Annotated in this window: 11 protein-coding genes; 5 read left to right on the forward strand and 6 right to left on the reverse strand. The window is 69.0% G+C overall.

Going from position 1 to position 12,079, the window contains the following annotated elements:
• The first annotated feature begins 17 nt into the window (after window positions 1–17).
• Both OHB24_RS38200 and OHB24_RS38205 read left to right on the forward strand, forming a co-directional pair.
• Window positions 18–1,190, forward strand: coding sequence for a glycosyltransferase 87 family protein (locus OHB24_RS38200; protein ID WP_327635818.1), 1,173 nt, complete (start codon window positions 18–20; stop codon window positions 1,188–1,190).
• Entirely contained in the window at window positions 1,147–1,995 is an 849-nt protein-coding gene (locus tag OHB24_RS38205; RefSeq protein ID WP_327635819.1) for an ATP-grasp domain-containing protein, read from the forward strand. Before OHB24_RS38200 ends, OHB24_RS38205 begins: the two co-directional genes overlap by 44 nt.
• Here OHB24_RS38205 and OHB24_RS38210 read toward each other — a convergent pair.
• Complete coding sequence (locus OHB24_RS38210) at window positions 1,992–2,252, reverse strand: WhiB family transcriptional regulator (protein ID WP_131339534.1); 261 nt, start codon at window positions 2,250–2,252, stop codon at window positions 1,992–1,994. The genes OHB24_RS38205 and OHB24_RS38210 overlap by 4 nt on opposite strands.
• Window positions 2,253–2,336: 84 nt before the next feature.
• On the opposite strand from OHB24_RS38210, the gene OHB24_RS38215 reads away from it, so the two are divergent.
• Window positions 2,337–3,263, forward strand: a complete 927-nt coding sequence (locus OHB24_RS38215) for a threonine ammonia-lyase (RefSeq protein WP_327635820.1) — start codon at window positions 2,337–2,339, stop codon at window positions 3,261–3,263.
• Here the strand turns inward: OHB24_RS38215 and OHB24_RS38220 are convergent.
• Both OHB24_RS38220 and OHB24_RS38225 read right to left on the reverse strand, forming a co-directional pair.
• On the reverse strand, window positions 3,260–4,705 hold the full coding sequence (locus tag OHB24_RS38220) for a glycosyltransferase family 87 protein (RefSeq protein ID WP_327641152.1): 1,446 nt from the start codon (window positions 4,703–4,705) through the stop codon (window positions 3,260–3,262). The genes OHB24_RS38215 and OHB24_RS38220 overlap by 4 nt on opposite strands.
• 81 nt (window positions 4,706–4,786) lie before the next feature.
• On the reverse strand, window positions 4,787–5,278 hold the full coding sequence (locus tag OHB24_RS38225; RefSeq protein WP_327635821.1) for a MarR family winged helix-turn-helix transcriptional regulator: 492 nt from the start codon (window positions 5,276–5,278) through the stop codon (window positions 4,787–4,789).
• A gap of 40 nt (window positions 5,279–5,318) precedes the next feature.
• Between OHB24_RS38225 and OHB24_RS38230 the strand changes: the two genes are divergently transcribed.
• On the forward strand, window positions 5,319–6,215 hold the full coding sequence (locus tag OHB24_RS38230) for an EamA family transporter (RefSeq protein WP_327635822.1): 897 nt from the start codon (window positions 5,319–5,321) through the stop codon (window positions 6,213–6,215).
• On the opposite strand, the gene OHB24_RS38235 is transcribed toward OHB24_RS38230, so the two are convergent.
• Window positions 6,194–6,886: a glycoside hydrolase family 12 protein gene (locus OHB24_RS38235; protein WP_327635823.1), complete on the reverse strand. Its 693-nt coding sequence runs from the start codon at window positions 6,884–6,886 to the stop codon at window positions 6,194–6,196. The genes OHB24_RS38230 and OHB24_RS38235 overlap by 22 nt on opposite strands.
• Before the next feature lie 118 nt (window positions 6,887–7,004).
• On the opposite strand from OHB24_RS38235, the gene OHB24_RS38240 reads away from it, so the two are divergent.
• On the forward strand, window positions 7,005–8,030 hold the full coding sequence (locus OHB24_RS38240) for a LacI family DNA-binding transcriptional regulator (protein ID WP_327635824.1): 1,026 nt from the start codon (window positions 7,005–7,007) through the stop codon (window positions 8,028–8,030).
• Here the strand turns inward: OHB24_RS38240 and OHB24_RS38245 are convergent.
• Together OHB24_RS38245 and OHB24_RS38250 are read right to left on the reverse strand one after the other, a co-directional pair.
• Complete coding sequence (locus tag OHB24_RS38245; protein WP_327635825.1) at window positions 8,006–9,913, reverse strand: beta-galactosidase; 1,908 nt, start codon at window positions 9,911–9,913, stop codon at window positions 8,006–8,008. The genes OHB24_RS38240 and OHB24_RS38245 overlap by 25 nt on opposite strands.
• The gene (locus OHB24_RS38250) at window positions 9,910–12,075 is read right to left on the reverse strand and encodes a WD40/YVTN/BNR-like repeat-containing protein (protein ID WP_327635826.1); all 2,166 of its coding nucleotides are present in this window, start codon (window positions 12,073–12,075) and stop codon (window positions 9,910–9,912) included. The genes OHB24_RS38245 and OHB24_RS38250 overlap by 4 nt, the downstream gene beginning before the upstream one ends.
• Window positions 12,076–12,079 lie beyond the last annotated feature (4 nt).

Consider the following 12,079-nt stretch of genomic DNA (forward strand, 5'->3'; position numbering starts at 1 on the left):
TGGCGGGGTTGTGTCAGGTGCCGGGGCTGACACAGGCGCCGATGACCAGCACGGACGCGTACAGGTACGTGTGGGACGGGCGCGTGCAGTTGTCGGGGCATTCGCCGTACGGATATGTGCCGCTCGACGACTCGTTGGCGCAACTGCGGGATCCCGTGCTGTTTCCAGGGCTGTCACCGGACCAGCGCTCCGGTGTAACAGGCATCCCCGACGACCCGGCGCAGCTCCCGGTCGACGACGTCAGGACGCGGATCAACCGCCCCGGCGTGCCAACCATCTACCCACCGATCGCCGAGGCCTACTTCACTGCGGTCGCCCTGTTCACCCCCTGGTCAGCCGGCACCCTAGGACTCCAGATAGCGGCCGCATTGATCGCGATCGCACTCACCTGGCTACTCGCCGTACAGAATCCGCGCTGGGCCGCGCTGTGGGGTTGGTCACCGATCGTCGCTCTCGAAGCCGGCAACGCCGCCCACGTCGACGTCCTCGCCGCACTCTTCATCACAGCCGCCGTCGTCACCACCGCCCGCAGACCAAAACTCGCCGCCGTACTCCTCGGAGCAGCAGGCAGCGTCAAGCTCCTCCCTCTCCTTCTCCTCCCCGCCTTCCGCAACCGTCGCCCGTTCCTTGCCCTAGGCACCTTCATCGCCTCGTACGTCCCGCACGTCCTTGCCGTCGGCATCTTGGTGATCGGCTTCCTCCCCGGCTACCTCAACCAGGAAGGCTTCGAGGACGGCAGCTCCCGATCCGCGATTCTCGCGCTCCTGCTGCCTCCTGAGGCTCGCCAGGTCGTCGCCGCGGTCCTCGCCCTCGCCCTCGCCGCCCTCGCCTTCCACCGCGCCCGACGCGACCCGATCGCCCTCACCTGCTGCTGGCTGTACGGCGCGGCGCTCCTGATCGCCACCCCGACGTACCCGTGGTACGGCCTCCCGCTCATCGCCCTCGCCGCACTGGCCGGCCGCCCCGAGTGGATCGCCGTACCGCTCGCGTCCTACCTCGCCTACGCGAGCTTCGGCCACGACACCCGCCAGGGCCTCATCCACCTGACCGCCGCGCTCATCGTTGCCGCTGCCCTCACGATCCGTCACCAACTCGTTGCGAAGTCAGGTTTGACCGCACCGCCCCTCCCCGCCAACACTGGCGAGCGTGACGAATCGCATCGCCCTCGCAACCTCGGCCGAATACGCTGAGTTGCATCCTGACGAACGCCCGCTCCTCGACGCGCTCCGCGCCGCGGGCCTCGACCCGGTGGTCGAGGTCTGGACCGACCCGTCGGTCGACTGGTCCGCGTACGACGCCGTCCTGCTGCGGACCGTGTGGGACTACTTCTGGCTGTACGCCGAGTTCACCGAGTGGCTCGCCCAGCTGGACAAGGCCGGCGTACCGGTCCTGAACTCCACGGACCAGGTCCGCTGGAACAGCGACAAGCAGTACCTGCTCGAGCTGCGCGAGCGCGGCGTCGCCATCGTCCCGTCCCAGGTCGCGGCAGGCGCGTGCCTGCGCGAGGTGGTGGCCGGACTGACCGGCGAGCAGATCGTCGTCAAGCCGACTGTAGGCGGGAACGCCCTGCACACGGTCCGCGGCGTCGCGGGCTCCCCCGAGCTCGAGCAGGCGCTGAGCGACCTGCCCGACGTGGTGTACCTCGTGCAGCCGTTCGTGCCGGAGATCCAGTCCGACGGCGAATGGTCGCTGCTGTTCTTCAACGGCGAGTTCAGCCACGCGGTGGTCAAGCGTCCCGCGGACGGCGACTACCGCGTCCAGGAGTCGTACGGCGGCCAGACGACGCCGACGGACCCGCCTGCCGCCGTACTCGAAAGCGCCCAGGCCGCCCTGTCCGCCTCCGGCCCGACGCCCACCTACGCGCGGGTCGACGGAGTCGTCGTCAATGACCGCTTCCTGCTGATGGAGATCGAGCTCATCGAGCCGTACCTGTTCCTGCCGCAGTCCCCGGACGCCGCCGGCAAACTCGCCGCCGCCGTCGCCACACGCATCTAGCTCGCCGCCGACTCCGGGTGGCCCCGGCGACGCCCGTACAGCAGGGTCTCGCCGGCGGCCGTCCCGGTGTACTTCGTCCGCCGCGCCCACTCGCGGCACTCGGCGAGCACCGGGCACGAGGTCAGGCACAGCTCACGCGCCTTCCGCTGCTCCCAGCGGGAGGCGTCCTCGTCGTACGTCGGCGCCTGGCCGATACACGCGGCGCGGCTCATCCAGCGGTCGGCGGGATCCACGATCACGGTCAGCGTCGGCCTCATGACACCGACGGTAGATCGCCCGCGACCGCCCGGAGTCTTTGTCTCGAAATATGATCAAGCTACTAGACTTTTAGGCTGAGTCGTATGCCGACGCTCGAAGACATCCGCCAGGCCGCCAGCGCGCTCGAGGGACGGATCCACCGGACTCCGATGCTGTCCTCGTCCGCACTGAACGAACGGTTCGCGGCCGACCTGGTGCTCAAGGCCGAGCTGTTCCAGAAGACCGGCAGCTTCAAGGTCCGCGGACTGCTGACGAAGCTCCTGCGGTTGACGACCGAGGAGCGCGAGCGCGGTGTCATCACGGTGTCGGCGGGCAACGCGGCGGGCGCGCTGGCCTGGGCGGCACGAGACGCCGGGGTGCCGGCGACGGTGGTGATGGCGGCCACCGCCGTACCGGCGAAGATCGACGCGGCCCGCGGGTACGGCGCGGCCGTCGAACTCGTCGAGGGTGACCTGATGGCGCAGTACGACCGGATCCGGGACGAGCGGCAGCTGACCGGCGTTCACCCGTTCGACGACGAGGACGTGATCCTCGGGCATGCCGGCCTCGGACTGGAGCTGCTGGCGGATCGGCCGGACCTCGACACCGTCCTGGTCCCGGTGGGCGGCGGCGGGCTGATCTCGGGGGTCGCGACGGCGCTGAAACTGATGAAGCCGGCGATCCGCGTGATCGGGATCGAGCCGGAGCAGGCCGACGTGGTCAGCCGCAGCCTCGCAGCCGGCGTACCGCAGAAGCTCCTGACCGCTCGGTCGATCGCCGACGGCCTCGCCGCACCCGTCTGCGGCACCCGCAATCTCCCACTCATCCAGCAGTACGTCGACGAGGTCGTCCGCGTGTCCGAGGAAGCACTGCTCGAGGCGACGCGCCTGGTCATGTCACGGACCAAGCTCGCCCTCGAACCGGCGGCCGCGGCGCCCTTCGCGGCACTGCTCGAGGGCCTCCGGCCCGAAGGCGTCACGGCCGCCGTTGTGAGCGGCGGCAACCTGGACGTCGCGAAGCTGAGGTTCTAGGCGGTTGCCAGGTCCGCCCGGGCCCGCGATCTGACGCCGTCGCTGGGATCGTCGACCACGTCCCCGTGACGGACCGGATCGTTCTCCGGGAGCAGGATGTCGCGGGCGACCACCAGCATCAGCCAGAGCGTGCCGGCCATCCGCAGGATGACCGAGAGCCAGTAGATCCGGTCCGGGACCTGCGGATCACCAGGCGCCAGGAACTGCGCCAGATGCATCCACACCAGCATCCAGTAGAAGCATTCGCAGGCCTGCCAGATCAACCAGTCCCGCAGCCGCGGCCGGGCCAGCGCCACGAGCGGCAGCAGCCACAGCACGTACTGCGGTGAGTAGACCTTGTTGATCAGCAGGAACGCAGCCACCACCAGGAACGCGAGCTGCGCGAATCTGGGCGGCCGGGGCGCCATCAGGCCGAGGATCGCGATCGACAGACACAATCCGGCGAAGATCACGATGTTCAACTGGTTGACGTCCGCGACCTCGTGCTTGGCGAGCTTGAGGACGTACCAGATCGAGCCGTAGTCGCTCTCCCGCTCGTCGTTGAACTGCCAGAACGACAGCCACTCCTTCTTCGCCAGCAGGTAGATCGGCGCGTTCACCAGACCCCAGGCGACCGCTGTCGCCACCGTCGCCTGGATCCACGGCCACAGCTTCCGACCACGGAGGCAGACGATCAGCAACGGACCGAGCAACAGGAACGGATAGAACTTCGCCGCCGTCCCGAGCCCGAGCAGTACGCCGAACCAGATGGGTTTCCCGCGCGACCACGCGAACATCGCCCCGGCGGTCAACGCGACCGCGAACAGGTCCCAGTTGATCGTCGACGTCAGTGCGAGCGCCGGCGCCGCGGCGACGTACAGGGCGTCCAGTGGCTGTCCACGGGCCGCGCCCGGGCGTTTCGCGACCCCGCGCGCGGTCGCGACCGTGAGGCCGACGATCAGCAACGCGCAGAGGAACAGCAGCACGGTGTTGATCAGGAAGAACACCCCGGCCGTGTCGCGCTTCTGCTCCACGGTCAGGTCCTTCTTCGGGTCGCCTGTGATCACCCAGGTGAGCTGCGCCGCGACCTCCATGAAGCCGCCGGTGAGCACCGGGTACTCCAGCACCGGGTAGTTGCCGGTGTCGAGGAACGGACGGTTACCCTCCGCGAAACCGCGCTCCTGGTACAGGAACCCGATGTCGGAGTAGCAGAGCGCCTTGAACGGCCGCCAGCTCTGCCGGTCCCAGCCGGCTTCCATGCACGGAGCCTTCTGCAGCACTCCGAGCCCGAAGGTGAGCGTGCACACGGCAAGTGCGATCCGCAGCGGCGTCCACCACGACGAGCTGAGCCGGGCGAACCGCCCCGACGGTCCACCGAGCCCGACGGTCAGGCCGGCGACGGCCGGATCAGCCTCCGACGGCGTCTGCGCGGGCTCGCGTTGTGGTCCGGTCACGGTGGGCATCATCTCCTATCGGGCCCCTGGCGACCACCAGAGGTTACCCACCAAGCCCTACCGCGCCGCGCACCTGCCTCGACGCGCGTGTCAGTCGGCTGGTTCGAGGCGGCTCAGCCAGGTGGTGAGGAGCTTCTCCAACTGAGTGGTCTCGTCCGGTGTGAGCGCCTCGAGGAGGCGTTGCTCGTTGGCCATGTGAGCGGTGAAGGCCTTGTCGATCAGCCGCCGACCGCCAGGGGTCAGGCGGACCACCCGGCCGCGCCCGTCGGCGTCGCTGCGACGGCGATGAACCAGCCCGGCCTCCTCGAGCCGGTCGACCCGCTTGGTGACCGCACCCGTGGTCACCATCGTGTGTAGCGCGATCTCCCCCGGCGCCCGCTCGTACGGCGCTCCCGCACGCCGCAGCGCCGCGAGGACGTCGAACTCCCCCTCGGTCAGCCCGTACTTCGCGTAGAGCAGCGTCAGCTCATCGGTGAGCTGGTTCGCGATCCGGTGCAGCCGCCCGATCACGCCCTGCGGGGCGGTGTCGACATCCGGCCGCTCGACCTGCCACTCCGCCTGGATTCTCGCTACATGGTCCACGCCCCCCACTATATCTTCCCGGGAAGATATAGTGTTTTCCATGGAAGATACCTTCCGCTGGAGCCTTGTCACCGCGATCGCGCCGATCGCCTGGGGCACGAACTACTTCGTCACCCACGAGTACCTACCGGCCGGACACCCCCTGTACGGCGCGGTGTTCCGCGCACTGCCCGCGGGACTCCTCCTGCTCGCGCTCGCCCGCCGCCTCCCCCGCGGCGTCTGGTGGTGGCGATCGCTGCTGCTCGGGATCTGCAACATGGGTGCGTTCTTCGCGCTGATCTACCTCGCGTCCCAACTGCTCCCGGTCAGCCTCGCATCGACGATCATGTCCGCGGCGCCGTTCACCATGGCGCTCTTCGCCTGGGGCCTGCTCGCGGAACGCCCGACCACCCAGGTCCTGATCGGCGCGACCGCCGGGATCGCCGGCGTCGTACTGCTCCTCGGCGCCGGATCAACCGCGATCGACTTACGAGGAGTAGCGGCGTCGGCCGCCGCGCTGACGATGTCCTCGTGCGGCTACGTCCTGGCCAAGAAGTGGGGCAAGGCGGGCGAGGGCCCGCTCGCGACGACCTCGTGGCAGCTGATCGCCGGCGGTGTGGTCCTGATCCCGTTCGCGATCGTCGTCGAAGGCGCCCCGCCCCGACTCGACGCACCGGCCGTCGCCGGTTTCGCGTACGTCGGACTCGTCGCGACCGCCCTCGCCTTCACGGCGTGGTTCGCGGGCCTCCGCAGACTCCCCGCCGCAAGCGTCGGGCTGATCGGGCTCCTCAACCCGGTGACCGGCGTCCTGCTCGGGCTCCTGGTCTCCGGGGACGTGCTGAACCTGCGACAGGTCGGCGGGCTCGCCCTGGTACTTCTCGGCATCACCTTCAGCCAAGTCAGGGTGAACCCGCCGACCCCCTTAGGTCGGGTGCGTCAGTTGGATGTGACGGAGTAGGAGTTGCTGGTGAAGTTCAGGCCACCGGACGACGAGGTGATCTCGAAGCCGAACTGGACCTCGCCGACGGTCGCATCACCCATCCAGCCCTGGCTGCGGATCCAGTTCAGGACCGCCTTGATGTCGACGGAGCCGGAGTTGGTGTTGGAGGTGCGGAGGAACGAGAACACCGCGTTGGCGCCGTTGCTGCCGCGGTAGACGTCCCAGGTGTGGCCGCCGACGCTGAGCGTGGTCTGCTTGCTGCCGATCGGGCCGACCGCGCCCTGCTTGTTCATCCACAGCATGATCTCGTAGGCGTTGTTGCCGGCCCAGATGTCGTAGGTCGACGAATACGATCCACTGCCCGGGCGGGACACGTTGAAGCTGCTGGTCAGAGTTCCGATGGCACTGACCGGCTTGCCGATGTTCCGGGCGGAGTGCGGGTACGACTTCACGCCGCCGGTGTTCGGGTGGTCGGCCCAGACTCCCCAGTTGCTGTAGGAGTTGGCCCAGATGGACTGCGGTCCGGCGCCACCGCCCCAGACGTCATTGCGGACGGTGTACCCGCCGTTGGACCAGCTGCCGAACTTGTCCGACGACGACCACGCGGCCGCATGGGCCGGTGCCGCGGTCACCAGGCCGGCGGCCAGTACTGTCAGTACCGCGATTGCTGCTTTCCACCATCTCTGCATTTCCGTTCCTCTCGTTGGGGCGAACGCAGGGGAAAACGTGGGCTGACACAGGGAATAGACTGGTGTCGAAGCGCTTCGACTGGGGTAGAACTGGGACAGGCTCAGGAAAGGGGACGACGTGGTCACGATCGCCGACGTCGCACGGCACGCCGGCGTTGCGGCCAGCACGGTCTCGTACGTGCTCAGCGGGAAGCGGACGATCTCGACCGATACCCGGGAGCGCGTGCAGCGCAGCGTCCGCGCGCTCGGCTACCGTCCCAACGCGAGCGCCCGCGCGCTGGCCAGCCAGCGGTCCAACGTGCTCGCGCTGGTGATCCCGCTGCGCACCGGTATGCACGTCCCGGTGATGATGCAGTTCGCCGCCGCGGTCGTGACCACGGCCCGCCGGTACGACCACGACGTACTGCTGCTGACCGCCGACGAAGGACCGGAAGGGCTCGAGCGGGTCGCGCAGAGCTCGCTCGTCGACGCGCTCGTGGTGATGGACATCGAGCTCGACGACGAACGGGTCCCGGTCCTGCGGGAGCTGCCGATGCCGTCGATGCTGATCGGCTACCCCGACGACGCCGACGGACTCACCTGTATCGACCTGGACTTCGTGGCTGCCGGCGCGCACTGTGTCGACCACCTGGCCGACCTCGGCCACCGTTCGCTGGCGCTGCTCGGGACGCCGTCCGCGGTGTACGAACGGCAGACGGGCTTCGCCCAACGGACGCTGACCGGCTTCGCGGACGCCGCCGAACGACGCGGGGTGGTCGGCCTCGAGACGCCCTGTGAGCACACGTTCGACGCGATCCTGCACACCGTGCGTGAGCTGCTCGACGAGCACCCGGACATCACCGGCCTGGTGGTGCAGAACGAGCCGATCATCGGACCGCTCCTGGACGTCCTGCGCCGGCTCGGCCGCCGGGTTCCCGACGACATGTCGCTGGTGGCGATCTGCGCGGACGACGTCGCCGAGCGGCAGGTTCCGCAGTTGTCGTCGGTCTCGATCCCGGCGGAGCGCATCGGCGACCGGGCCGTCGAGTCGCTGATCACCAAGCTCGAGGGCGGCGACGTACCGGCGTTGACCCTGCTGCCCCCGGCGCTCACGGCTCGCGGCAGCAGCTGCCAGGCGCCTCACCGCGATCTCACCACCGCGTAGCCACCAGGCGGCAACGGCAGCTCGCCGACGACCAACTCGCTCCCGTCGGCGGGTACGTCGACCTGGGCGTCACCGTGGTTGAAGAGGAACGTCCACGTGGTGTCGCCGGCCCGGCGCCGTACCGTCTCCACCGGCGAGGCCGACAGGCCCAGCAACCGCGCGGCGGTCTCGTCGTCGACCTCGGTAGACACGTACCAGGCGACGCCCGCGCCGAACTCGTGCCGCGTGATCGCGGGCTTGCCGTCCAGCACGCCACCGGCGTACCGATCGATCACCTCCGCCGACACGGCCCGCACGTCCTCGCTCCACACTCGCCCGTGCCCACCCGACGACAAGGCGATCTCGCCGTCGATCGGCAGCGGGTGGAACTCCTCCACCCGGACGCCGAGAAGCTCCGTGAACGCTCCCGGATACCCGCCGAGCCGGACCCGCAGCTCGGGATCCACGATCCCGCTGAAGTACCCGACCACCAGCTGTCCGCCGCCTTCCACGTACGCCGTGAGCGCTGCGGCGGATTCGTCGCTCACCAGATACAGGCTGGGGACGACGACTGTCGTGTACGACGAGAGGTCCGCGGTGGGCGAGGCGAAATCGACCGTCACGCCGGCACGCCAGAAGTGCCGGTGCGCGGATCGTGCCGCGGCCAGGTAATCCAGCGCCGACGACGGCAGATGGGTACCCTGCATCGCCCACCAGGACTCGACGTCCCACAGGATCGCGACGTCGGCCTCGACCTTGCTCTCGGCAACTTCAGCCAGCTGTGGCAGCACCGCGCCGAGCTCCACGACTTCGGTGAAGATCCGGCTGTCCGGCCCGGCGTGCGGGACCATCGCCGAGTGGTACATCTCGGACCCGCCCTGCGACGCCCGCCACTGGAAGAACAACGCGCCCTGCGAACCCCGCGCGATGTGCGACAGGCTGTGCCGTGCCATCCGGCCGGGCTCCTTCGCCTGCAACCGGCGTCCATCGTTGAGCGTCCCGGCCGCCTGCTCCATCAGCAGCCAAGGCCCGCCGCCGGCCCACGACCGGGCCAGGTCCGCGGCGAAAGCCGTCTGCTCCTCCGCGCCGGTCCCGGTCTGATCCGGATAGTTGTCGATGGCCACGACATCGACGGCCTCGGCCCACTGTGCGTGATTCACCGGCACCCAGCTGCCGAAGACGAAGTTGGTCGTGATCGGCAGCTCCGAGAACGTCCGCAGTTCGGCCTTCTGCTCGAGGAACGCCGCCAGCAACTCGTCCGACCAGAAGCGCCGGTAGTCCAGGAACTGGGTCGGATTCACCAGGTACTGCGTTTTCCGCGGCGGCTCGATGTCCGTCCAGTCGGCGTACCCCTGACTCCAGAACGCGGTGGTCCACGCGTCGTTGAGCCGGTCCAGGTCGCCGTACCGCTCCTGGAGCCACTCGCGAAAACGAGACGCCGCGAGCGAGCAGTGACACATGGTCCCGTACTCGTTGTGCACGTGCCACATCGCAAGGGCCGGATGGTCGTGGTACCGCTCGGCCAGCGTCCGCGCGATCCCCCGTGCGGCGTCGCGGTACGCCGGCGCACACGCGCAGTACGTGTCCCGACTGCCGTGTGTCAGACGTACGCCGTCCGCTGTGACCGGCATCGCCTCCGGGTGTAACCGACTGAACCACGGCGGCGGCGACGCGGTCGGAGTGGCCAGGTCGACGCTCACACCACCGTCGTGCAGGAGGTCGAGCACCTGGTCGAGCCAGCCGAACTCGTACCGCCCCGGCGCGGGCTCCAGCGACGACCACGAGAACACGCCGACGGTCACCAGGTTCACGCCGGCCTGCCGCATCAGGGCGACGTCCTCCTTCCACACCCCCGGATCCCACTGCTCGGGGTTGTAGTCGCCGCCGTACCAGAGTCGTCTCATACCGGCTCACCGTAGGGGATCCCGAATCCGTTGGTGGACAGGTACACCCGCCCGTAGACCCGAGGATCACCCGCGATCGCATCACCGGTGGACGCGTACTGATGCCGGTCGTCATTCACGCGCACCCAAGTGACGCCGCTGTCGTCCGACCGGTAGATCCCGCGGACGCCCGCGACCTTCCCTGACGTGTACGCCGCCATCTCCCGGCGTCGCGGCGCCGCCTTGCCGAAGCCGATGGTGTACGCCTCCTCGATCGTTGTCACTGGCAAGTACGTCGACCCACGATCGACCGATCGGTACAGCCCACCGGCGCCCGCCGCGAGCCAGCAGTGTCCGACCCGATCCAGCACGGTCTCCAGCTTTCCGGCGCCCGTTGGCAGACCTGTCGCCGTCGCTGTGAAGGCGGCGCCTCCGTTCGTGCTCACGTACGCCGTACCGGTCGCCGGATCGAACCCGTAGAAGACACTCCCGTCAACCCGGTCGCCGGCGAGCACCGATCCGGTAGGCAGGCCGGTGACGGCGATCCAGGTCGCTCCGCGATCGCGTGAGTAGTGCGCGACGACATCCCCAGGCGCCCAGACGATCGTTCGCGCGTCGGCGCCGACCGCGACACGCCCCGGCTGCGTCATCCCGGGTGGCTCACCCGCGAACGGCTGCCAACTGCTCCCGGCATCGGTCGAGTACGCGCCCCGCTCGCCGGCGTTCGCATTCGCCAGCCGGACCACGAATCCCGGGGCGAGCGCCGCGTAGTCCAGACTCGGCGACGTCCCACTGACCGGATTCGACGCCTGCCCGTCCGGCGGTACGACGTCCAGCCGGTCGTGCCGGTAGACCCCGATGTCCCCGAGCGCGCTGATCAACGGCGGACCCCACGGCGGACTGATCAGATCGAGGACGGCCGTCTCCTCGAGTCCCTGCGCGCGGACCGACCAGTGCGTACTGCGGCCCGCCTCCGCCCCGGTCACGTCGTCGGTGCCGAAGATCGTCGCACCAGTGACGTACATGACCTTGTCCGAGTCGAACGGATCGATCGAGATGTCACCGATCATCCAGCCGAGCTTCGGGGTGCCGTGGAAGTCCAGGTACGGCGCTCCGGACGTGTCGAGCACGATCCGCTCGCCGATCGAATGCCAGGTCCGGCCGCCGTCGACGGACCGGAAGATGTCGTCGACCGGACCCCACCGGCTCATCGTCGACACCATCACCGTGCCGGGCCTGCGCGGGTCGGTGGCGAGGCCGCCGTACCCGAACCCTGCTTCAGCACCGGTGTTCGGGCGCAACGGGGTGATGTCGGTCCACTCGCCGGTCGCGGTGTTCAGTTTGTGGACGGCGCCGTCGTACATCTCGTACGGCCCGGGGAGATCGCCGTACGTGACATAAATGTTGCCGTCGGCCCCCAATTCGCCGTGATGGGGCAACAGCCCGGTCGGCTGCCCGGGAACCGCCGACCAGGTGCGGCCGGCGTCGGTGCTGCGGTAGAGCGGGTTCGCCGGATCCGCGACGCCGGCGTAGATCGTGCCGTCGCGCCGGTCGAAGAAGACGAAGCCGATGCCGATCCCGGGATTCCCGGTCACCGGGAAGCTGTCCACCCGGGACCAGGTCACGCCGCGATCGCCGCTGCGCCACAGCCCCTGATTGCGGGTGCCGAACAGCAGCACGCGGCCGTCGCGAGGGTCGACGACAAGTCGCTCGCCCATCGAGCGGCCGGGCTCGTTGCCGCCGAGCTTGAACGGCAGGTCGGTGCGCTCGAAGGTCCGTCCCTGATCGCACGATCGCAGGATCGCGCCGTTGATCGGCGACCATTCGTTGGTGTAGGTACCGCCCGCGAGATACAGCCGCTGCGGATCCGCCGGGTCGAGCGCGAGACTCTCGACCCCGCTCCAGTTCCACTCGTCCCACCCGATCCAGTGCAGCAACTGCACCCAGCGCCGAGTGCGATTGTCGAACCGCACGGCTCCGCCGATGTCGGTCCGCGCGTACACCAGACCACGCTTCCGCGGATGATGGACGATCCCGGTGACGAAGCCGCCTCCGACGATCTCCACGCTGCGCCAACGGTACGAGCCCGCTGCCGATCCCGTCGCCGTAGCGGTTGTCGCCGACGCGGCGGCGAGCGCCGTACCGGTGCCGAGGGCCAGGAAATGCCGCCGTGCCAGGTTCATCGGG

The sequence above is a fragment of the Kribbella sp. NBC_00482 genome (genome assembly GCF_036013725.1).
GTDB lineage: Bacteria > Actinomycetota > Actinomycetes > Propionibacteriales > Kribbellaceae > Kribbella.

Coding starts and splice junctions, on each gene's coding strand:
- OHB24_RS38215 (WP_327635820.1), top strand. CDS start 2,337: ATGCCGACGCTCGAAGACATCCGCCAGGCCGCCAGCGCGCTCGAGGGA.
- OHB24_RS38245 (WP_327635825.1), bottom strand. CDS start 9,913: ATGAGACGACTCTGGTACGGCGGCGACTACAACCCCGAGCAGTGGGAT.
- OHB24_RS38250 (WP_327635826.1), bottom strand. CDS start 12,075: ATGAACCTGGCACGGCGGCATTTCCTGGCCCTCGGCACCGGTACGGCG.
- OHB24_RS38230 (WP_327635822.1), top strand. CDS start 5,319: ATGGAAGATACCTTCCGCTGGAGCCTTGTCACCGCGATCGCGCCGATC.
- OHB24_RS38220 (WP_327641152.1), bottom strand. CDS start 4,705: ATGCCCACCGTGACCGGACCACAACGCGAGCCCGCGCAGACGCCGTCG.
- OHB24_RS38235 (WP_327635823.1), bottom strand. CDS start 6,886: ATGCAGAGATGGTGGAAAGCAGCAATCGCGGTACTGACAGTACTGGCC.
- OHB24_RS38210 (WP_131339534.1), bottom strand. CDS start 2,252: ATGAGGCCGACGCTGACCGTGATCGTGGATCCCGCCGACCGCTGGATG.